At 52.8% G+C, this 21,889-nt stretch carries 21 protein-coding genes; 8 read left to right on the top strand and 13 right to left on the bottom strand.

Annotation, left to right across the window (positions count from 1 at the left end; all coding sequences use genetic code 11):
* Nucleotides 1-104 precede the first annotated feature (104 nt).
* The 9 genes from era to rseD form a co-directional block, all read right to left on the bottom strand.
* Nucleotides 105-1,010, bottom strand: coding sequence for a GTPase Era (era, locus tag M987_RS22595; RefSeq protein ID WP_014071375.1), 906 nt, complete (start codon nt 1,008-1,010; stop codon nt 105-107).
* On the bottom strand, nt 1,007-1,687 hold the full coding sequence (gene rnc / locus M987_RS22600) for a ribonuclease III (protein WP_014071376.1): 681 nt from the start codon (nt 1,685-1,687) through the stop codon (nt 1,007-1,009). The genes era and rnc overlap by 4 nt, the downstream gene beginning before the upstream one ends.
* Before the next feature lie 222 nt (nt 1,688-1,909).
* On the bottom strand, nt 1,910-2,884 hold the full coding sequence (lepB, locus tag M987_RS22605; protein WP_014071377.1) for a signal peptidase I: 975 nt from the start codon (nt 2,882-2,884) through the stop codon (nt 1,910-1,912).
* Between the two features lie 16 nt (nt 2,885-2,900).
* Nucleotides 2,901-4,700: a translation elongation factor 4 gene (gene lepA, locus M987_RS22610; protein ID WP_014071378.1), complete on the bottom strand. Its 1,800-nt coding sequence runs from the start codon at nt 4,698-4,700 to the stop codon at nt 2,901-2,903.
* Nucleotides 4,701-4,886: 186 nt separating this feature from the next.
* A complete protein-coding gene (gene rseC, locus M987_RS22615; RefSeq protein ID WP_014071379.1) occupies nt 4,887-5,363 on the bottom strand; it encodes a SoxR-reducing system protein RseC in 477 nt (158 codons plus the stop codon).
* Nucleotides 5,360-6,313 (bottom strand): sigma-E factor regulatory protein RseB, encoded by a 954-nt coding sequence (gene rseB / locus M987_RS22620; RefSeq protein WP_014071380.1) that lies wholly within the window; start codon nt 6,311-6,313, stop codon nt 5,360-5,362. Before rseB ends, rseC begins: the two co-directional genes overlap by 4 nt.
* Nucleotides 6,313-6,963, bottom strand: coding sequence for an anti-sigma-E factor RseA (gene rseA, locus M987_RS22625; protein WP_014071381.1), 651 nt, complete (start codon nt 6,961-6,963; stop codon nt 6,313-6,315). The genes rseB and rseA overlap by 1 nt, the downstream gene beginning before the upstream one ends.
* A gap of 31 nt (nt 6,964-6,994) precedes the next feature.
* Nucleotides 6,995-7,570, bottom strand: coding sequence for an RNA polymerase sigma factor RpoE (gene rpoE / locus M987_RS22630; RefSeq protein ID WP_006176728.1), 576 nt, complete (start codon nt 7,568-7,570; stop codon nt 6,995-6,997).
* A complete protein-coding gene (rseD, locus tag M987_RS25105; RefSeq protein WP_224955222.1) occupies nt 7,567-7,632 on the bottom strand; it encodes a rpoE leader peptide RseD in 66 nt (21 codons plus the stop codon). Before rseD ends, rpoE begins: the two co-directional genes overlap by 4 nt.
* 364 nt (nt 7,633-7,996) lie before the next feature.
* On the opposite strand from rseD, the gene nadB reads away from it, so the two are divergent.
* Nucleotides 7,997-9,616, top strand: coding sequence for an L-aspartate oxidase (gene nadB, locus M987_RS22635; protein WP_014071382.1), 1,620 nt, complete (start codon nt 7,997-7,999; stop codon nt 9,614-9,616).
* Here the strand turns inward: nadB and trmN are convergent.
* Entirely contained in the window at nt 9,601-10,338 is a 738-nt protein-coding gene (gene trmN, locus M987_RS22640) for a tRNA(1)(Val) (adenine(37)-N(6))-methyltransferase TrmN (protein WP_041162106.1), read from the bottom strand. The two genes, nadB and trmN, sit on opposite strands and share 16 nt — an antisense overlap.
* Before the next feature lie 132 nt (nt 10,339-10,470).
* On the opposite strand from trmN, the gene srmB reads away from it, so the two are divergent.
* Entirely contained in the window at nt 10,471-11,799 is a 1,329-nt protein-coding gene (gene srmB / locus M987_RS22645; RefSeq protein ID WP_014071383.1) for an ATP-dependent RNA helicase SrmB, read from the top strand.
* A 66-nt stretch (nt 11,800-11,865) separates the two neighbouring features.
* Here srmB and grcA read toward each other — a convergent pair whose 3' ends face one another.
* Nucleotides 11,866-12,249, bottom strand: coding sequence for an autonomous glycyl radical cofactor GrcA (grcA, locus tag M987_RS22650; RefSeq protein WP_014071384.1), 384 nt, complete (start codon nt 12,247-12,249; stop codon nt 11,866-11,868).
* 313 nt (nt 12,250-12,562) lie between these two features.
* Here grcA and ung point away from each other — a divergent pair, with 313 nt between their 5' ends.
* On the top strand, nt 12,563-13,252 hold the full coding sequence (gene ung, locus M987_RS22655; RefSeq protein ID WP_014071385.1) for a uracil-DNA glycosylase: 690 nt from the start codon (nt 12,563-12,565) through the stop codon (nt 13,250-13,252).
* Between the two features lie 49 nt (nt 13,253-13,301).
* On the opposite strand, the gene M987_RS22660 is transcribed toward ung, so the two are convergent.
* Nucleotides 13,302-14,402, bottom strand: coding sequence for a tRNA/rRNA methyltransferase (locus M987_RS22660; protein ID WP_014071386.1), 1,101 nt, complete (start codon nt 14,400-14,402; stop codon nt 13,302-13,304).
* Nucleotides 14,403-14,608: 206 nt separating this feature from the next.
* Between M987_RS22660 and trxC the strand changes: the two genes are divergently transcribed.
* From trxC to M987_RS22685, 5 genes are all read left to right on the top strand, one after another.
* Nucleotides 14,609-15,028, top strand: coding sequence for a thioredoxin TrxC (gene trxC, locus M987_RS22665; protein ID WP_014071387.1), 420 nt, complete (start codon nt 14,609-14,611; stop codon nt 15,026-15,028).
* 69 nt (nt 15,029-15,097) lie between these two features.
* Complete coding sequence (gene tapT, locus M987_RS22670) at nt 15,098-15,796, top strand: tRNA-uridine aminocarboxypropyltransferase (protein WP_014071388.1); 699 nt, start codon at nt 15,098-15,100, stop codon at nt 15,794-15,796.
* A 35-nt stretch (nt 15,797-15,831) separates the two neighbouring features.
* Complete coding sequence (locus M987_RS22675; protein ID WP_014071389.1) at nt 15,832-18,495, top strand: bifunctional acetate--CoA ligase family protein/GNAT family N-acetyltransferase; 2,664 nt, start codon at nt 15,832-15,834, stop codon at nt 18,493-18,495.
* Nucleotides 18,496-18,605: 110 nt separating this feature from the next.
* The gene (pssA, locus tag M987_RS22680) at nt 18,606-19,961 is read left to right on the top strand and encodes a CDP-diacylglycerol--serine O-phosphatidyltransferase (protein ID WP_014071390.1); all 1,356 of its coding nucleotides are present in this window, start codon (nt 18,606-18,608) and stop codon (nt 19,959-19,961) included.
* Nucleotides 19,962-19,993: 32 nt separating this feature from the next.
* Complete coding sequence (locus tag M987_RS22685; protein ID WP_014071391.1) at nt 19,994-20,329, top strand: YfiM family lipoprotein; 336 nt, start codon at nt 19,994-19,996, stop codon at nt 20,327-20,329.
* Here the strand turns inward: M987_RS22685 and M987_RS22690 are convergent.
* Nucleotides 20,326-21,621 (bottom strand): MFS transporter, encoded by a 1,296-nt coding sequence (locus tag M987_RS22690; RefSeq protein WP_014071392.1) that lies wholly within the window; start codon nt 21,619-21,621, stop codon nt 20,326-20,328. The genes M987_RS22685 and M987_RS22690 overlap by 4 nt on opposite strands.
* Between the last annotated feature and the right edge of the window lie 268 nt (nt 21,622-21,889).

The raw sequence follows: 21,889 nt of genomic DNA on the forward strand, positions 1-21,889 counted from the left end.
TGCGTTGGCTGCGCCCGTTCACCCCAGTCACTTACTGAAGTAAGCTCCCGGGGATTCGCGGTCTTGCCGCCTTCCTGCACCTCGAAAGCCATAGATTATGAAAACTATTGATCTTCGCCGTAACCGAGGCTGCGCAGAGCACGCTCATCATCGGCCCAGCCAGATTTCACTTTCACCCACAGCTCCAGGTGAACCGGTGCTTCAAACATGTCCATCATGTCTTTACGGGCTTCAATACCGATGGTTTTGATCTTGGCACCTTTGTTACCAATCACCATCTTCTTCTGCCCTTCACGCTCAACGAGGATCAGGCCGTTGATGTCATAGCCACCGCGCTCGTTGCTCTGGAAACGTTCGATCTCAACAGTCACAGAATACGGCAGTTCTGCGCCCAGGAAACGCATCAGCTTTTCACGGATGATTTCAGACGCCATAAAGCGCTGAGAGCGGTCGGTGACGTACTCTTCCGGGAAGTGATGGATTGCTTCTGGCAAATGCTTACGCACGATGCCGGCGATGGTATCGACGTTCAGACCGGTCTCGGCTGACAGCGGAACGATGTCGAGGAAATTCATCTGGCTGCCCAGCCATTGCAGATGCGGCAGCAGGTCAGCTTTTTCCTGGACGTTGTCCACTTTGTTGACGGCCAGGATAACCGGCGTTTTGCCATCGCGCAGTTTGTTCAACACCATTTCGTCGTCCGGCGTCCAGCGGGTACCTTCCACAACGAAAATCACCAGCTCAACATCACCGATCGAGCTGCTCGCGGCTTTGTTCATCAGGCGGTTGATGGCACGCTTCTCTTCCATGTGCAGGCCCGGGGTATCGACATAAATTGCCTGATACGCGCCTTCAGTATGGATACCGACAATGCGGTGACGCGTGGTCTGCGCCTTACGAGAGGTAATAGAAATCTTCTGCCCAAGCAGATTATTCAACAGGGTGGATTTACCAACGTTCGGACGTCCGACGATGGCAATAAATCCGCAATAGGTTTTTTCTTCGCTCATTCCAGCTCCAGCATTTTTAACGCCTGTTCGGCGGCAGCCTGTTCAGCCTTGCGTCGGCTAGAACCTGTGCCCACCACCGGTTCACTCAGGCCACTGACCTGGCAATGGATGGTAAATTCCTGATCGTGTGCTTCGCCACGCACCTGCACCACCAGATAGGATGGCAGCGGGAGATGACGACCCTGCAAATATTCCTGCAAACGCGTTTTCGGATCTTTTTGTTTATCGCCCGGACTGATTTCGTCCAGACGGGTCTGATACCAGTTCAGGATCAGCTTTTCTACGGTCTGGATATCGCTGTCCAGGAAAACGCCACCGATTAATGCTTCGACCGTATCTGCGAGAATAGATTCACGGCGGAAACCACCGCTTTTGAGCTCACCCGGCCCAAGGCGCAGACATTCGCCCAGTTCAAATTCGCGTGCGATTTCCGCAAGGGTGTTACCCCGCACCAGCGTGGCGCGCATCCGGCTCATATCACCTTCGTCCACACGCGGGAAACGGTGATAAAGCGCATTAGCAATCACAAAACTTAAAATAGAGTCGCCTAAAAACTCAAGACGCTCGTTATGTTTGCTGCTGGCACTGCGGTGGGTTAATGCCTGTTGCAACAACTCCTGATGCTGAAAAGTGTAGCCCAGCTTTCGTTGAAGCCGATTAATTACGATGGGGTTCATGCGATACCAATAAATGAATGCGTCAAAAATGCAGCACACGAAACCGACCTGAGAAAACCAACGCGGTTTCGTGTGCCGTGGCACCCTTACAGGGCCAACCTTAAACTTCGGGGGAATATTCTATACACAACGACAGGGGATGTCGTTAGTTCGAAGAGATTTATCGCTTAAATAATTCACGTAGCCACCAATTCCAGTGGCTACGCGTTCAATTATTGAGAATTAATGGATCCCGCCGATACGACTCAGGCGAACGCCGGTCGGCCATTCGCCTTCCTGCTTCTCAAAACTCATCCAGATAGCTGTCGCTTTACCCACCAGATTGGCTTCCGGCACAAAGCCCCAGTAACGGCTGTCCGCTGAGTTATCGCGGTTATCACCCATCATGAAGTAGTGTCCAGGAGGAACAATCCAGCTTGCCAGCTGCTGACCAGGTTGTTTGTAGTACATACCCAGCTGATCCTGCGCAATCGGCACGGTCAGAATACGGTGGGTAACATCACCCAGCGTCTCTTTACGCTCAACCAGACGAATGCCGTTATCTTTGCTTTCACCTTTCGGAACCTGGAAGAAACCGCTGGTCGCTTCACCGCCGTTACGGCGAGCAAAGGTCTGCACAAAATCGCTTGGCTCAACGTTTGAGTAAGTGATTGGCAGCGCGTTTTCACATGCCGTACCGGAGCTGCAACCTGGCTGTACGGTCACTTCTTTCGCTACCGGATCGTAAGAGACCCGGTCACCCGGCAGGCCCACCGCACGCTTGATGTAATCAAGACGTGGATCTTCCGGATATTTAAAGACAACGATGTCGCCACGTTTCGGATGACCCGTTTCGATCAGCGTTTTCTGGTAGATAGGATCTTTAATGCCGTAGGCAAACTTCTCTACCAGAATAAAATCACCAATCAACAGTGTTGGCATCATTGAACCAGACGGGATCTGGAAAGGTTCGTAAATGAACGAACGGACAACCAGAACAATCGCCAGCACCGGAAACACCGATGCACCGGTTTCCAGCCAGCCCGGTTTCGGACCAACTTTCTTCAGGGTCTTCGCATCGAGCCCGTCGCCAGTGGCTGCCTGAGCGGCAGCCTGACGTTCACGACGTTTTGGGGCGAAAATAAACTTATCCAGACACCACAACAGACCTGTCACCAGGGTAGCAATGACCAGGATCAGGGCAAACATGTTCGCCATGCCAACTCCTTAAGGGTTATTTGCCGTCTTTACCAACGTGAAGGATGGCAAGGAATGCTTCCTGCGGCAGCTCAACGTTACCGACCTGCTTCATACGCTTCTTACCGTCTTTCTGCTTCTGGAGCAGCTTCTTCTTACGGCTGACGTCACCGCCATAGCATTTAGCCAGAACGTTTTTACGCAGCTGTTTCACGGTAGAACGCGCAATAATGTGGTTACCGATTGCGGCCTGGATAGCGATGTCGAACTGCTGACGCGGGATCAGCTCTTTCATCTTCTCAACCAGCTCACGGCCACGGTATGGCGCGTTGTCGTTGTGGGTGATCAGCGCCAGCGCATCAACACGCTCGCTGTTGATCAGCACGTCCACACGTACCATGTTGGATGCCTGGAAGCGTTTGAAGTTGTAATCCAGCGACGCATAGCCGCGAGAGGTAGACTTCAGACGGTCGAAGAAGTCGAGCACCACTTCTGCCATCGGGATTTCGTAGGTCAGCGCCACCTGGTTACCGTGGTAAACCATGTTGGTCTGAACGCCACGCTTCTCGATACATAGCGTAATCACATTGCCGAGGAACTCCTGCGGCAGCAGCATATGACACTCTGCAATTGGCTCGCGCAGTTCATAAATATTGTTCAGCGGCGGAAGCTTGGACGGGCTATCGACGTAAATAACTTCTTTCGATGTAGTCTCTACTTCATAGACTACGGTCGGCGCCGTGGTGATCAGATCCAGATCGTATTCACGCTCCAGACGTTCCTGAATGATCTCCATGTGCAGCAGGCCGAGGAAGCCACAGCGGAAGCCGAAGCCCAACGCCGTTGAACTTTCTGGCTCATAGAACAGGGAAGCATCGTTAAGGCTCAGTTTACCGAGCGCATCACGGAAGTTTTCGTAGTCATCAGAGCTGACCGGGAACAGACCCGCGTATACCTGCGGCTTCACTTTTTTGAAGCCAGGCAGCGCTTTATCCGCTGGATTACGTGCCAGCGTCAGCGTATCGCCTACCGGCGCGCCGAGGATGTCTTTAATTGCACACACCAGCCAGCCTACCTCGCCGCATTTCAGCTCGGTACGGTCAACCTGTTTTGGCGTGAAGATACCCAGACGGTCAGCGTTATAGACCTGCCCGGTGCTCATCACCTTGATTTTGTCGCCTTTACGCATGGTGCCGTTTTTAATACGGACCAGCGACACAACACCCAGATAGTTATCAAACCAGGAGTCGATGATCAGCGCCTGTAATGGTGCATCCGGGTCACCTTCTGGTGCCGGGATATCACGCACCAGACGCTCCAGCACATCCGGAACACCCACACCGGTTTTCGCCGAGCAGCGCACGGCATCGGTGGCGTCGATACCGACAATGTCTTCAATCTCTTCGGCTACGCGCTCAGGGTCGGCGGCAGGCAGGTCGATTTTGTTCAGAACCGGCACAACCTCGAGATCCATTTCCATCGCGGTGTAGCAGTTTGCCAGAGTCTGGGCTTCTACGCCCTGCCCGGCATCCACCACCAGCAGCGCGCCTTCACAGGCCGCCAGCGAGCGCGAAACTTCATAGGAGAAGTCAACGTGGCCCGGGGTGTCGATAAAGTTCAGCTGGTAGGTTTCGCCATCAGCAGCCTTGTAATCGAGCGTTACGCTCTGCGCTTTGATGGTAATACCACGTTCGCGTTCCAGGTCCATGGAGTCCAGAACCTGGGCTTCCATTTCACGATCAGACAGGCCACCGCAAATCTGGATAATACGGTCAGACAGCGTCGACTTACCGTGGTCAATGTGAGCAATGATCGAAAAGTTACGTATGTTCTTCATATAGTTAAATAATTATGCCTTACGAATTCCTGGAGGCCGCTGTTCTTAGCCTGACGTTTTTCAGTGCGAAAACGCAGCATTCTACACTACATCCCCGTAACCTGGAAATGCACTTAGAGCCAAGCATAGCGTGAAGAATCAGCGTTTTCTTATCAGAGATGTAAATAATGATAAAGCCCGGTGAAATCACCGGGCTTCAGAAGAGAGCGTTTCAACACGAAGCTGGTCTGGTGCCAGCGCCACGTTCAGAATGACGGGCTGCCATTCTTCGCGTGCTGCAAGCTTATGGGAAAAGCCCCGGGCCAGTAAAAAACCGCCAACGCCACCCAATGCTGCGCCGCACATTGCGGCCAGGTCGGTGCCAAAAAGCATCTGGAACACACCGCCCATCACGAACAAGCCCACCAGCGGCGAAAGATAAACCAGCATGGCAGAAGTGAGTAAACTGCCTTCAGTGATACCCAGTTCGACTTTTTGCCCTTCCACCAGCGGTTGTTCACTCGGCACGGAGATAGTGTGCGAGGTCTGTGGCCCAAGCTTGTTCAGCACACGGCTTCCACAACCGGCTCTGGATGCGCAGCTGTTGCACGAGGCTTTTACATCACAGCTGACCAGCGCAATGCCATCCGCCCACGAAATGACCGTGGCCCACTCTTTAATCATTGTGCTGCCTTGAATTTAATGCTGTCGGAAATTCGCTTCGCTGTTTGCGGCGGCAATTCACCTACAATCGTAATTTCTGCGTTATCTCGCACCGTGGTACTGACTGTCCGGCGACCGGTACGGAGCATTTGTTCAGAACTGTTTGCCGTTGCACGGTTGATGTTAACCGAGAAACTGAACAACCCATCGGAGTAGAGTCGCGACTCCACCGGTGTTTCGATAGTCGGCAACTGACGGCGGCTGCTGGAAACTTCGCTAAAGCCCTGTGGGATCCAGGAAGGTACCCAGTTGAAATTAACTGAGTCGCCCGCAGGCACAGACAGAAGCGGTGGCAGGCTGGCTTTTGCCAGATTCAGCATACTGTTGCCGACCTGGTTATTGACGGTGAATGAGATAACCCGGAACTGCTCCAGGGTTTCGCCATCACGATCGAGCAGGTCTACACGCATCGGCAGCTTGGTTTCTGCGTCAATCCAGACAATGTAGCTGTATCGTGTGCCATCGCGCGCAACTACGCGGATCACTTCGCACAGACGATCGGCAATGCGCGTACGACCTACCGAAATAAAATCGTAGAAAGGCGCAAGACGCTTAAAGTCTGTATAGATAAGCGATGGAAGGGAATCAACGATGTAATCGCCATTAAGCGTGAAAGGCTCAAGACCAGGTTCGAAATAGCTGATTTCGTTACCGCGCTGAACAACTTCCCGACGCGGGCCATCCATCTGTAAAAGCTGGGCAAGCGGCTGTTTATCAAGGCGGGCATGGCGATAGCGTAATGACTCTACACCCTGCTTATTGATGCTGATAAATGCCAACTCGTAATTGAGTGACTGGCTGGCCAGATTCATTTGCTGCAACAACGCCCCGGATGAAACATCAGCCGAGGCGTTTGCACAGAAGAACAGGCTACCCGCCATCAGAGACATGGCGAACCAAAGTTGCTTCATTACTGCGATTGCGTTCCTAAAGTTTGGTTACCTGGCACCTGCACAGCGGCTTGCTGGGTTTGTGCCTGCTCAAACTGAAGCTGTTCAGAGTGCAGGCGACGCTGCAACTCATAATCCTGCAACATCGCATTGATGCGACGGCGCTGCTCTTGTACCTGCTGTTGCTGACCGCCGCTTGCGGATGCATCTGCCGGTACGCCCAAGCTAACCGGGCTGGCTTTACCCATCATCGGCAGTGTATTAAACACTGGCGCTTCAGGCTGCTGATTGGCTTCAGACTGAGTATTATAGTGCTGGACGCCAACGATAACTGCAAGCGATACACATGCAGCCACACCCATTTGGGTAAGTTGACTGGCCCACGGGCGCACCTTTTGCCAGAACGGCATTTTCTGCCACTGGTGAGGTGCAGGTTGAGCTTCAGGAATCAGCGGTGTGGTCTGATGAACAGGCTCGTTCTCAATCGCCGCCATAACGCGTGCTGAGATATCGAAATGGAGAGCCTCTCCGGTATCACCGCGCAGGGTGTCACGGATGAGATGATAACTCGCCCAGGTCTCTTGCATTTCGGGAGAATGAGACAGCTCGTTGAGCAGCTCACTATCCAGCGTTTCACCATCCATTAAAGCGGAAAGTTTTTCTTTCTGCATGCCTAATACCTTTTTCAGTATCCCGCTATCGTCAACGCCTGATAAGCGGTTGAACTTTATTATCAATAGCTTCTCGCGCACGGAAGATTCGTGAACGTACCGTGCCGACCGGACAATCCATGATAGCGGCTATCTCTTCATAGCTCAGACCATCCAGCTCCCGCAACGTAATTGCCATGCGTAAATCTTCCGGGAGCGACTCGATCGTGCGAAAAACGATTTGTCTCAGTTCTTCTGACAACATTAAGTTCTCAGGGTTCGAAATTTCTTTCAATGCGCCGCCACTTTCGAAGTTTTCGGCGTCGATTGCGTCCACATCACTGGAAGGTGGACGGCGGCCCTGAGCGACCAGATAATTCTTTGCTGTATTAACTGCAATACGATACAGCCAGGTATAAAAAGCACTATCTCCCCGGAAAGAATCCAGCGCACGATAGGCCTTAATAAAAGACTCTTGTACCACATCAGGGACGTCCCCTGACGGTACATAGCGGGAAACCAGACTCGCCACCTTATGCTGGTAGCGAACCACCAGAAGGTTAAAGGCTTTCTGATCTCCCTTCTGGACCCGTTCAACCAGGACCTGGTCCGTTAACTGCTCGCTCATCCGAGGTAATGTCTCCCCAAACCTAAATTCCACGCGTTATCGAAACGCCACTCTAAAAACACTGCACTGTTGAGCAAGCACCGACTTAGAGTGTCTGTTCTTCAATAAGTTCCGTAACGCCTTTGTTTTTGTTCATCGCGCCGCAGACCGTTCATTTTCTATCATTATATGTCCGTTCACGATACGTAGGCACTTTCTGACAAGAAACTGCCTGTTTACCGTCAGAAGAGTAACGCAACACAGGCTTTATTTCACCACATAATCTGAAGCTAACGATCTGCTTCGCAAAATATTTTCATACATTTACCCGCTTTTAAGCCTTGATATCGAGTTTAGCCATTGCAACATCATTTAAAAAAAACGTGCGACATCTCGCATTCGGGTGCTATTCTGGCCAAACAATGTTTAGTAAATTAAACAAACATCATGAACACAACACCAGAACTGACGTGTGACGTACTGATTATTGGCAGCGGCGCTGCCGGGTTATCTTTGGCGCTTCGCCTGGCTAAAAATCAGAAAGTTATCGTACTGAGTAAAGGGCCAATGAGCGAAGGCTCAACCTTTTATGCCCAGGGCGGTATTGCCGCCGTGTTTGATGAGACAGACAGCATTGCATCCCACGTGGAAGATACGCTGATTGCCGGGGCGGGGATCGTGGATGCGCACGCCGCCGAATTTGTCGCCAGCAATGCTCGCCACTGCGTTCAGTGGCTCATCGATCAGGGTGTTTTATTCGATACGCAGATCCAGCCCAACGGTGAAGAGAGTTATCACCTTACCCGTGAAGGCGGGCACAGCCACCGCCGCATCCTCCACGCAGCGGATGCAACCGGTAAAGAAGTTGAAACCACGCTGGTCAGTAAAGCGCTGAGCCATCCGAATATTCAGGTACTGGAACGCAGTAATGCGGTCGACCTTATTATTTCTGATAAGATTGGGCTTCCAGGCACGCGCCGCGTAGTGGGTGCCTGGGTCTGGAATCGTAATAAAGAGAAAGTCGAAACCTGCCAGGCGAAAGCCGTGGTTCTGGCAACTGGCGGTGCATCCAAAGTTTATCAATACACCACGAACCCGGATATCGCCTCGGGTGATGGCATCGCCATGGCCTGGCGCGCGGGCTGCCGGGTGGCGAATCTGGAATTTAACCAGTTCCATCCAACTGCCTTGTTCCACCCACAGGCGCGCAACTTCTTACTGACTGAAGCCCTGCGCGGCGAAGGTGCGTACCTGAAGCGGCCGGACGGTTCGCGTTTTATGCCGGACTTTGATGCCAGAGGCGAACTCGCCCCGCGTGATATCGTTGCGCGCGCCATCGACCACGAGATGAAGCGTCTTGGTGTTGATTGTATGTATCTGGATATTAGCCATAAACCGGCTGATTTCATTCGCCAGCACTTCCCTATGATTTACGAAAAGCTGCTGGGCCTGGGTATTGATCTCACCCGCGAGCCGGTTCCTATTGTTCCCGCAGCACACTATACCTGTGGCGGCGTCATGGTTGACGATCATGGTCGTACCGACGTTGACGGCCTGTATGCCATTGGCGAAGTGAGCTACACGGGGCTGCATGGGGCAAACCGCATGGCGTCGAACTCGCTGCTCGAATGCCTGGTCTACGGGTGGTCTGCATCAGAAGATATTATTAAGCGGATGCCTTACGCTCGCCCGACGGCGCACTTACCCGCCTGGGATGAGAGCCGCGTTGAAAACCCGGATGAGCTGGTTGTCATCCAGCATAACTGGCACGAGTTAAGGCTATTTATGTGGGACTACGTGGGCATTGTGCGTACAACCAAGCGCCTTGAACGTGCTTTGCGACGCATTACCATGCTGCAACAGGAAATCGACGAGTACTACGCAAACTTCCGCGTGTCCAATAACCTGCTGGAATTGCGTAACCTGGTGCAGGTAGCAGAGCTGATTGTGCGCTGTGCCATGATGCGTAAAGAGAGCCGCGGATTGCACTACACCCTGGATTTCCCGGATCAGCTGGCCGAATCAGGCCCGTCGGTACTTTCCCCAGGTGCTCACATAAACAAGTAAAATGCCTGGGTCAGAGCAGTGTAATCTTCGGAATAACGCTGGTCTGGCCCACGGATAACCATCCGGTCATTAAAACACTCGCCCTCTTTTGGCGACAGTGCCAGCAGCACCCGGTGAGGCAAGCGCCCTTCTGTATCTGAAATATCGGTACGCAGGCGCAAGTTCCAGCCGATTTCCCGCGCAATTTCAATAAAGGTATTACCGGTGCTTTCCGGCAATACGACGCAGAAAAATCCCTCTTCAGAGATCAACTCAGCGGCACTGGTTAATAATGCACGGTGATCGAGCGAACCGGTATAACGGGCCTGCTCACGCTCCGGCGTACCGCACTCTACGCCGGGTTCATAGTAAGGTGGGTTGCTGACAATAAGGTCGTAACGGGAAGTCTGCTCGGGTGCCCAGGTAAGTACATCGGCACATTCCACTTTTACACGTTCAGCCCAGGGGGATTCAGCGGCATTTTCACTTGCCTGCTCAGCGGCTTGTGCATCAAGCTCAACGGCATCAATGGTGACATGTTGCTCGGTACGCTGCGCCAGCATCAGCGCCAGAAGCCCACTTCCTGTACCAATATCAAGAATACGTTTAACGCCAGCAACAGGCGCCCAGGATCCCAGCAGGATCCCGTCTGTGCCGACTTTCATCGCACAGCGATCGTGAGCAATAAAGAACTGTTTAAATGTAAAACCATCGCGGCGCAATTGCGCTTTGAGTTGAGACATGTCAGGGCAACCTTCTAAGTGAAACTGGAGTAGCATAGGGGAAAGCGAAGTGGTCGCAAAGCGATATCCATACAAACAGATGAAGATTACAGCCGTAACGTCTATAATCAGCGCCCCACACAGAGGTAGAACATGACTGTAACGACTTTTTCCGAACTTGAACTCGATGAAAGCCTGCTCAATGCGTTAGAGAGCAAAGGCTTTACACGCCCGACCGCCATTCAGGCCGCGGCCATTCCGCCTGCGCTTGAGGGCCGCGATGTGCTCGGTTCTGCGCCAACCGGCACGGGGAAAACAGCAGCCTACTTGCTGCCTGTCTTGCAGCATTTGCTCGATTTCCCACGCAAAAAATCAGGCCCGCCACGTATTTTGATCCTGACGCCTACGCGTGAACTGGCAATGCAAGTTGCCGAACACGCGCGTGAACTGGCGGCGAACACCCATCTTGATATCGCCACCATCACTGGCGGCGTTGCGTATATGAACCACGCCGAAGTGTTCAGCGAAAACCAGGATATCGTGGTAGCCACGACCGGTCGCCTGCTGCAATACATTAAAGAAGAGAACTTTGACTGCCGTGCGGTTGAAACGCTGATCCTTGATGAAGCTGACCGGATGCTGGACATGGGCTTCGCGCAGGATATCGAACATATCGCGGGTGAAACGCGCTGGCGTAACCAGACCATGCTGTTCTCTGCCACCCTGGAAGGGGAAGCGATTAAAGACTTCGCAGAGCGCCTGTTGGAAGATCCGGTGGAGGTATCTGCAACCCCTTCCACTCGTGAGCGCAAGAAGATCCACCAGTGGTACTACCGCGCGGATGATCTGGAACACAAGGTTGAGCTGCTCAAGCATTTGCTGAAGCAAGAAGACGCGACCCGCACCATCGTATTCGTGCGTAAGCGCGAGCGTGTGCACGAGCTGGCTGAAATGCTGCGTAATGCAGGGATCAACAACTGCTATCTTGAAGGCGAGATGGCACAGGTTAAGCGTACCGAAGGTATCAAGCGTCTGACCGATGGTCGCGTAAACGTGCTGGTCGCCACCGACGTTGCTGCACGCGGGATCGACATTCCGGATGTAAGCCATGTGATTAACTTCGATATGCCACGCAGCGGTGACACCTATCTGCACCGCATTGGCCGTACCGGTCGTGCAGGCCGCAAAGGTATCGCTATTTCTCTGGTTGAAGCACATGACTTCCTGCTGTTGCAGAAAATCGGCCGCTATGTTGATGAGCCGCTGAAGGCTCGCGTTATCAGTGAGCTTCGTCCGACCACACGTGCCCCGAGCGAAAAAATGACGGGTAAACCGTCCAAGAAAGCGCTCGCCAAACGTGCTGAGAAGAAAGAGAAAGAAAAAGAGAAGCCGCGCGTTAAACAACGCCACCGCGATACCAAGAACATTGGTAAGCGCCGTAAGCCAAGTACTGCTGCGCCAGATTCGCAAACTGAAGAGTAAAAAAAAGCCGGGTAATCACCCGGCTTTTTTCATTCTGCTTCCGTGCTGCTCCCGTGACGAAAAGCCTTACAGACTTTCAGTAAAGGTACGCGCGATAACGTCGCGTTGCTGCTCTGGAGTCAGGGAGTTGAAACGCACTGCATAGCCAGACACACGAATGGTCAGCTGTGGATATTTTTCCGGGTGCTCAACGGCATCCATCAGTGTTTCGCGACGCAGCACGTTAACGTTCAGGTGCTGACCACCTTCCACGCGGACTTCCGGTTTCACTTCCATCGGAATTTCACGGTATTCGATGTCGCCCAGCTTGCTTACTGGAACGATTTCATCTTCTGCAAAACCTGCTTTAGCCACTACACAGCGTGCTTCACCTTTTTCGCTGTCCAGCAGCCAGAAAGAGTTGAGCAGGTCGTCATTTGCAGCTTTAGTAATCTGGATACCTGTAATCATGTGATGCCTCCCTTAGGCTACATTAACTGGTGTCGGCCTGTTCAGGCCAATTGGTAAAACCATTGTTGCTTGCGTGTATATATATCACTCAGCACCCCGTGATTTATTGATTTAAATCAACAAAAATACCAACCACATAAAGAGTGTGGTTTGATTTTATTGTTTCAGATCAATTTAACAACCTTACCAATTCAACCTAATCTGCATAATTTCAAATTAAATTTAAGGACTTAGGGCATTTTTCCGTGTGGAATTTTGATCACCAGGGTTTAACGGGTAAGCTAGGCGCAGATGAGATTCGCAGGAGAGCGAGATGACAACCCCTTTAACATGGCACGACGTGTTGGCCGAAGAAAAACAGCAACCCTATTTTATTAATACCCTCAGCACCGTCGCGACAGAGCGGCAATCTGGCCAGACAATTTATCCGCCGCAGAAAGATGTCTTCAACGCTTTCCGTTATACCGAACTGAGCGATGTAAAAGTGGTTATCCTCGGTCAGGATCCTTACCATGGGCCAGGACAAGCGCATGGCCTGGCATTTTCCGTGCGTCCTGGCATTGCCATTCCGCCTTCTCTTTTGAATATGTATAAAGAGCTTGAAGGTACCCTTCCCGGCTTTACCCGGCCAACACACGGTTACCTGGAAAGCTGGGCGCATCAGGGTGTTCTGTTATTGAATACCGTATTAACCGTGCGTGCAGGCCAGGCCCACTCTCACGCCAGCCTGGGCTGGGAAACCTTTACGGATAAAGTGATAAGCCTTATCAATGAACATCGTGAAGGCGTGGTGTTTTTATTGTGGGGATCTCATGCGCAGAAAAAAGGGGCAATTATTGACCCGCAGCGTCATCACGTGCTGAAAGCGCCGCATCCATCACCGCTGTCTGCACATCGCGGATTCTTTGGCAGTAATCATTTCGTTCTGGCGAATGAATGGCTGGAAAAGCGCGGCGAGACGCCGATTGACTGGATGCCCGTATTACCGGCAGAAAGCGAGTAGTTTGATGCAGTATGCCCGGCTCACCGGGCATACCACCGCAGATTAAGGCTTATGCCTTATTCTGACGCCACCATTCAGCCAGCAGTACGCCGGTTGCAACGGAAACGTTGAGACTTTCGACATTACCGGTACCGTCGATAGACACGCTCAGATCGGCACTCGACAGTGCAGCATCAGACAGACCATCACGCTCCTGGCCCAGCACCAGCACCATCTTACGCGGCAGCGTCGCTTTAAACAGCGGCGTACCGGCGTGGCTGGAGGTGGTCACAATGGAATAGCCCGCTTTGCGGAACTGCTCAATGGCATCCAGAACGCTATCACCGGTGATCGGCTGAACGTGCTCAGCACCGCCTTCTGCGGTACGGATCGCCGCACCGGATTCCAGCAGCGCAGCGTCCTGTAACAGCACGCCTTTCACACCAAAGTGCGCGCAGCTACGCATCATCGCCCCCAGGTTATGCGGGTTGCCCACATCTTCCAGCGCCAGAACGCAATCATCGGCTTCAGCCTGGCTGACCCACTGCTGAACGGTTGTGCCGTTACGCTTTTTGATCAGGAAGCAGACGCCACCGTGGTGTTCGGTCCCGGACGCTTTGGTCAGCTCGGCATCATCAACCACATGGTAAGCTTTACGGTTCGCCGCCATCCAGCGCAGAGCTTCTTTAAAGCGTGGCGTTACGCTCTGAATAAACCAGGCGCGAACGATGCACTCAGGGCGGCTCTGGAACAGGGCCTGGCACGCATTCTCACCGTACACGCGGGTCTCTTCCGCACGCTGACGGCGCAGCACTTCAGGGTCGATAAAGCTTTTACCGCTGATACCGCCGTGATCGGCCTTTTCTGGGGTCTCGTCGCCAGGGGCACGAGAAACGGTACGCCACGGGGACGAGCCATCACGTGAGAAATCATCGCGTGGACGATCATCGCGTTTGCGATCGTCACGTTTACGGTCATCACGTTTGCGGTCATCACCGCGGTTATTTCTGTCATCGCGGGCGGGGCGACGGCCACCGTCTGCACGAGAAGACGCCGGACGCCCGCCACCTTTTCCGGTACGCGGATTTTGGGTGCGTTTATCAGAATCCTCATCACTGCGGACATACATCACTTTGACCTTGCCGCTTTTGTTCTTTAGTTCGTCGTTCATGCTTTTCTCCACCAGCGCTGCGCGAAGCGCGCAGATTACCCGATGTGCAAGCTCATAGCCATTATTTCGTACAAAAGCCTGCGACTATTGTTCTCATTGAATAAAACGCATTGTCGTTTCAAACAGGCTCATTGATAATATGTAACATATTAGAAACAAAATCGGCGTTCTGCCGCTCTGTCCCACAGCTCTATCAGAGGTTAGTTATGAATACCGTATGTGCCAACTGTCAGGCTCTTAACCGCATTCCCGAAGACCGGATTGATGATGGTGCGAAGTGCGGGCGTTGCGGTCACGAATTGTTTGATGGCGATGTGATTAACGCGACGGGTGCTACGCTGGACAAACTCCTCAAGGATGATCTGCCTGTAGTGGTGGATTTCTGGGCACCATGGTGTGGCCCGTGCCGGAGTTTTGCGCCAATCTTTGAAGATGTTGCCGAAGAGCGCAGTGGTAAAATGCGTTTCGTGAAAGTTAACACCGAAGCGGAACGTGAGCTGAGCGCTCGCTTCCGTATCCGCAGCATCCCGACCATTATGATTTTCAAAAATGGCGAAGTGATCGACATGCTTAACGGCGCAGTTCCTAAGGCTCCATTTGAGAGCTGGCTGAACGAATCCGTGTAACAATCGCGGGGCACATCTTGTGCCCCGTACTTCCCTCTGCGAAAATGGTGTTTTTCCTGCATTTCGCCCATGACTGATAACGCTGTTCTCCAATTGCGCGCTGAACGCCTTGCGCGTGCAACCCGCCCTTTTCTCGCTCGTGGCAACCGTATCCGCCGCTGTCAGCGCTGCCTGCTGCCGCTCAAGGTTTGCCTGTGTGAAACCCTCGCCCCTGCTGAAGCGCAAAGCCGTTTTTGCCTGGTCATGTTCGATACCGAACCCATGAAGCCCAGCAATACGGGTCGGCTGATTGCGGATATTCTTCCGGAGACAATGGCATTTCAGTGGTCACGTACCGAACCGCCTCAGGCGCTGCTCGATCTGGTTGCCAGCGATGAGTATCAACCGATGGTCGTTTTCCCGGCCTCTTATGTAGGAGAGAGCCGTCAGGTGCTGTCCGCACCGCCTTCCGGTAAGCCGCCGCTCTTCATTATGCTGGATGGCACCTGGACGGAAGCGCGAAAAATGTTCCGCAAAAGTCCTTATCTTGATGCGCTGCCGGTGATTTCAGTCGATCTTTCACGTGTATCTGCCTACCGGTTGCGTGAAGCGCACGCTGAGGGACAATACTGCACCGCAGAAGTGGCCATTGCCCTGTTGGATCTTGCCGGCGATACGTCAGCGGCTACTGCACTGGGCGACCATTTTTCCCGTTTTCGCGAGCGCTACCTGGCAGGAAAAACCATTCATAAGGGCAGTGTCACAGCAGACGAAGCAGAAAGCGTTTAAAATCATCAGGTCACTCGTATCTACTGGAGACTTGCATGAGTCAGCGAGGCCTGGAAGCGTTACTGCGCCCTAAATCCATTGCCGTTATCGGTGCGTCAATGAAGCCTGATCGTGCAGGTTATCTGATGATGCGTAATTTACTGGCCGGTGGATTTAATGGCCCCGTGTTACCGGTTACGCCCTCCTGGAAAGCGGTTCAGGGTGTACTGGCATGGCCCGATGTGCAGAGCCTGCCTTTTGTGCCGGACCTTGCCGTGCTGTGTACAAACGCGAAACGTAACCTGGACCTGCTTGAGTCACTTGGCCAGAAAGGATGTAAAACCTGCATTATCCTCTCTTCTCCTCCTGAACAGCAGCCTGAACTTCTGGCCTGCGCCAGCCGGTATCAGATGCGCATTCTCGGCCCAAACAGCCTCGGTTTGCTGGCGCCATGGCAGGGCCTGAATGCCAGTTTTTCCCCCGTTCCGATTCGCAAAGGCAAGCTGGCGTTTATTTCCCAGTCAGCGGCTGTATCAAATACCATCCTCGACTGGGCGCAGCAGCGCGAAATGGGATTCTCCTACTTCATCGCGCTGGGTGACAGCCTGGATATTGATGTCGATGAGCTGCTGGATTTCCTGGCCAGAGACAGCAAAACCAGCGCGATTTTGCTCTACCTTGAACATTTAAGCGATGCCCGCCGTTTTGTCTCAGCAGCCCGTAGCGCATCGCGTAATAAACCGATTCTGGTCATCAAAAGTGGCCGTAGCCCGGCCGCACAACGGCTTCTGCACTCACATTCTGGTATGGATCCTGCGTGGGATGCCGCCATTCAGCGTGCAGGTTTGCTGCGTGTTCAGGATACGCATGAGCTTTTTTCCGCGGTTGAAACGCTGAGCCATATGCGCCCGTTGCGCGGTGAGAAATTAATGATAGTCAGCAATGGCGCAGCACCTGCCGCGCTGGCTCTGGACGAACTGTGGCTACGTAACGGCAAACTGGCGACGCTCAGTGAGGAGACGCTCCAGCGCCTGCGTGATGCTCTGCCGACAAGCGTTTCACCCGGCAATCCGCTGGATTTGCGCGATGATGCCAGCAGCGAGCGTTACATTAAAGCCATCTCTATCTTGCTGGATAGCCAGGATTTTGATGCGCTGATGATCATTCATTCGCCAAGTGCCGCGGCCCCCGGCAGCGAAAGTGCGCGAGGGCTTATCGAGGCGGTTCGACATCATCCTCGCGGGAAATATGTCACGCTGTTAACCAACTGGTGTGGGGAGTTTTCATCGCAGGAAGCACGGCGGCTGTTTAGCGAAGCCGGGCTTCCAACCTATCGTACCCCGGAAGGGACCATCACCGCGTTTATGCATATGGTGGAATATCGTCGTAACCAGAAGCAGCTGCGCGAAACACCGGCGTTACCGGGTAATCTGGCGGGGAATACCGTTGATGTGCGCAGGTTGTTGCAACGGGCCATTGAGGAAGGTGCAACGTCGCTGGACACCCATGAAGTGCAGCCGATTCTCGGCAGCTATGGACTCCACACCTTGCCCACCTGGATTGCCAGCGACAGCGCAGAGGCCGTTCATATCGCCGAGCAAATTGGTTACCCGGTTGCACTGAAACTGCGCTCGCCGGACATACCGCATAAGTCTGATATTCAGGGTGTTATGTTGTATCTACGCACCGCTGCGGAAGTACAGCAGGCCGCAGACGCCATTTTCGATCGGGTAAAAATGGCCTGGCCGCAGGCGAGGATCCACGGTTTACTGGTGCAAAGTATGGCTAACCGCGCTGGCGCCCAGGAATTACGGGTGGTGGTTGAACATGACCCGGTCTTTGGCCCGCTGATTATGCTGGGTGAAGGCGGTGTGGAATGGCGACCTGAAGAGCAGGCAGTGGTCGCCCTGCCACCACTGAACATGAATCTGGCGCGCTATCTGGTTATTCAGGCCATTAAAAGCAAGAAAATCCGCGGACGAAGTGCGCTGCGCCCGCTGGACATCGCCGGACTCAGCCAGTTTTTGGTACAGGTTTCGAACCTGATTGTTGATTGTGCTGAAATTCAGCGCCTGGATATTCATCCGCTGCTGGCTTCTGGCAATGAATTTACCGCCCTGGACGTCACGCTGGATATTGCTCCCTTTAAAGGTGACAGCGAAAGCCGGCTCGCCATTCGTCCTTACCCGCTGCAACTTGAAGAATGGGTGGAAATGAAGAACGGCGAACGCGTGCTGTTCCGCCCTATCCTGCCAGAAGACGAACCGCAGCTGCGGGTGTTTATCTCGCAAGTAACGAAAGAGGATCTCTACTATCGCTACTTCAGTGAAATCAACGAATTTACCCATGAAGATTTAGCCAACATGACCCAGATCGACTACGATCGTGAAATGGCATTTGTTGCTGTTCGTCGTGTTGAAGCAGAGGAAGAGATCCTGGGTGTTACGCGGGCGATCTCTGATCCTGATAACGTCGATGCGGAGTTTGCCGTGCTGGTACGTTCCGATCTGAAAGGGCTGGGTCTGGGCAGACGCCTGCTGGAAAAACTCATCAGTTATACGCGCGATCACGGATTGTTACGCCTGAATGGCATTACTATGCCTAACAATCGTGGCATGGTCACTCTGGCGCGAAAACTTGGTTTTGACGTTGATGTCCAACTTGAGGAAGGTATTGTTTCACTGACTCTCGGTCTGAATTCGGCGGATAAACAAGAGTAACCTACTGGAAATGTTAACCACTTTGGATGGTACTGGTGGTATCATTGTCCGCTTATGTTGTTTGCCTGGTACAGACAACCCTTCAATGAACAGAGAAGAAACGCACTGTGATGTTGTCAAAATTTAAGCGTAATAAACATCAACAACACCTTGCTCAACTACCGAAGATTTCTCAGTCAGTTGATGATGTAGAGTTCTTTTATGCTCCCGCTCATTTTCGGGAGACGCTTCTGGAAAAGATTGCCAGCGCCACGCGACGCATTTGCATTGTGGCTCTTTATCTCGAACAAGATGAAGGTGGCCGCGGGATCCTGAACGCGCTTTATGAAGCAAAACGTCTTCGTCCAGAGCTGGATGTACGTGTGCTGGTTGACTGGCACCGTGCACAACGCGGCCGTATTGGCGCCGCGGCTTCTAACACCAACGCAGACTGGTATTGCCGAACTGCCCAGGAAAACCCGGGAATTAATATCCCGGTATATGGCGTTCCCGTAAATACGCGCGAAGCGCTTGGCGTACTGCATTTCAAAGGTTTCATCATCGACGACAGCGTGCTGTATAGCGGCGCGAGCCTGAATGATGTTTACCTGCACCAGCTCGATAAATATCGTTACGACCGCTACCATCTGATTCGTAACCCACAGATGGCTGACATCATGTTCAACTGGGTTGATAAGAATCTGGTACATGGGCGTGGCGTGAATCGTCTGGATAATCCTCACCGTCCCAAGAGCCCGGAAATTAAAAACGACGTTCGTCTCTTCCGCCAGGAATTACGTGACGCGATTTATCATTTTCAGGGTGATGCAAACAACGAGCAGTTATCTGTCACACCGCTGGTTGGGCTGGGCAAGTCGAGCCTGCTGAATAAGACCATCTTCCATCTGATGCCGTGTGCCGATCAGAAACTCACGATCTGTACCCCTTACTTCAACCTGCCGGCTGTGCTGGTGCGTAACATCATTCAGCTGTTGCGTGATGGTAAGAAGGTCGAAATCATCGTGGGTGATAAAACCGCTAACGACTTTTTTATCCCGGAAGATCAGCCGTTCAAAATCATCGGTGCGTTGCCTTATCTCTATGAGATTAACCTGCGCCGTTTCCTGAGTCGTTTACAGTACTATGTCAACACTGACCAGCTGGTCGTGCGCCTGTGGAAAGATGAAGACAATACCTATCACCTGAAAGGGATGTGGGTAGATGATGAGTGGATGCTGCTGACAGGTAATAACCTGAACCCGCGCGCCTGGCGCCTGGATCTGGAAAATGCCATTCTGATCCACGATCCGCAGCATGAACTAGCCGCGAAACGTGAGCGCGAACTGGATTTGATTCGCACGCATACCACTGTGGTACGTCACTATCGCGATCTGCAAAGCATTGCTGATTATCCGGTGAAAGTCCGCAAGCTCATCCGCCGTTTGCGTCGGATCCGAATTGACCGCCTTATTAGCCGCATTCTGTAACACGAGGCCCTGTCAACGACAGGGTTTTTTTTATGGAGCTCACTGTGCGTATTCCTCTGCTGCTTACAATCCTCTGTCTGACCGGATGTAGCCATATGGCTAACGATAACTGGTATGGTCAGGACAAGGCGCAGCACTTTATCGCCTCCGCAATGTTGTCCGCTGCGGGCAATGAGTATGCACAACATCAGGGTTACAGCCGGGATCGTAGCGCAGCGATTGGTTTCATGTTCTCTGTAAGCCTGGGGGCATCCAAAGAATTGTGGGATAGCCGCCCGGCAGGGAGCGGCTGGAGCTGGAAAGATTTCGCGTGGGATGTCGCTGGGGCAACCACCGGCTATGCCGTGTGGCAGATGGCACATTATTAAAGGCGGATCCCCTTCCCTTTACGGTGCAGCATCAGAGAAACAATAAAGGCCAGCGCCCCCATGACGGTGACATACCAGAAGAAGGTCGTTTCACTTCCCCACGATTTGAGTGACAGTGCGACATATTCAGCTGAGCCGCCAAACAGTGCGTTAGCCACCGCGTAAGAGAGGCCAACCCCCAGAGCACGCACCTGTGCCGGGAACATTTCCGCTTTTAATATCCCGCTGATAGAGGTGTAGAAACTGACTATCACCATTGCCAGCATAACGAGGGCAAAAGCTGCATAAGGTGAGGACACATGCTGAAGTGCGGACAAAATGGGCACGGTACATAACGCGGACATTCCGCCAAAAATCAGCATCGACGTGCGCCGACCAATTTTATCAGAGAGCGCACCAATCACCGGTTGTATCAGCATAAAGACAAACAGCGCCACGGTCATCACCACACTGGCGACGTTCGCGTGCATTCCCGTTGTATTCACCAGGTACTTTTGCATATAGGTAGTGAAGGTGTAAAAGCTCAGCGAGCCCCCGGCGGTGAAGCCCAGCACCATCAGAAATGCTTTACGGTTACGCCATAAGCCTTTGAATGAACCGGCTTCTTTTAACGCCCTGACTTCCTGTTGCGATGTTTCATCTAACTGCCGACGAAGCCAAAGCGCAACGATCGCCAGTACTGCTCCCATAGCAAAGGGGATCCGCCATCCCCAGGCGTGTAGCTGTTCATCGGTCAGGATCTGCTGAAGGATCACCACGACAAGGATCGCCAAAAGTTGGCCGCCAATGAGAGTGACATACTGGAAAGATGCGTAGAATCCTTTACGACCTTCGAGCGCAATTTCACTCATGTAAGTCGCGCTGGTGCCGTATTCCCCGCCAACTGAAAGCCCCTGGAATAAGCGAGCCAGTAACAGCAGCGCCGGTGCCCATGTACCAATTGCGTCGTAACCTGGTAAGCAGGCAATCACCAGCGAACCAAAGCACATCATGCATACCGAGATCAGCATTGAGACTTTACGGCCACGACGATCGGCGATTCGGCCGAACAGCCAGCCACCAATTGGGCGCATCAGGAACCCAGCGGCAAAAACGCCCGCAGTTTGCAGTAGCTGTGTGGTTGTGTTGCCGGACGGGAAGAAAATGTGAGCGAAATAGAGCGAACAGAACGAATAGACGTAGAAGTCGAACCATTCAACCAGATTACCTGAAGAGGCGCTGACGATTGCCCATACTCTTCGGCGGGTATCACTGTTAACCAGCGTCCCGTGTGATGTGATGTTTTCTGTCATTATGATTATGCTCCTGCCATCTACAGCGGCGTGTTGAGCCTAAGAGACTCAATTGCTTCGTAAATGAAATGTTATAATTTTGTTATAAATTTCATTGCGATGGAGATCACATATTTCATTAGCAGGATAAGGGATTAGGAGAAAGGCCAGAAAGGGGGAGCGTGCAGTCCACATTGCCGGGTGGCGGCTTCGCCTTACCCGGCCTATAAAAACCGGTGGTTCAGAAACGCAAAAAGGCCATCCTTGCGGATGGCCTTTTCACTTAATT

This window comes from Enterobacter soli ATCC BAA-2102 (assembly GCF_001654845.1).
Taxonomy (GTDB): domain Bacteria; phylum Pseudomonadota; class Gammaproteobacteria; order Enterobacterales; family Enterobacteriaceae; genus Enterobacter; species Enterobacter soli.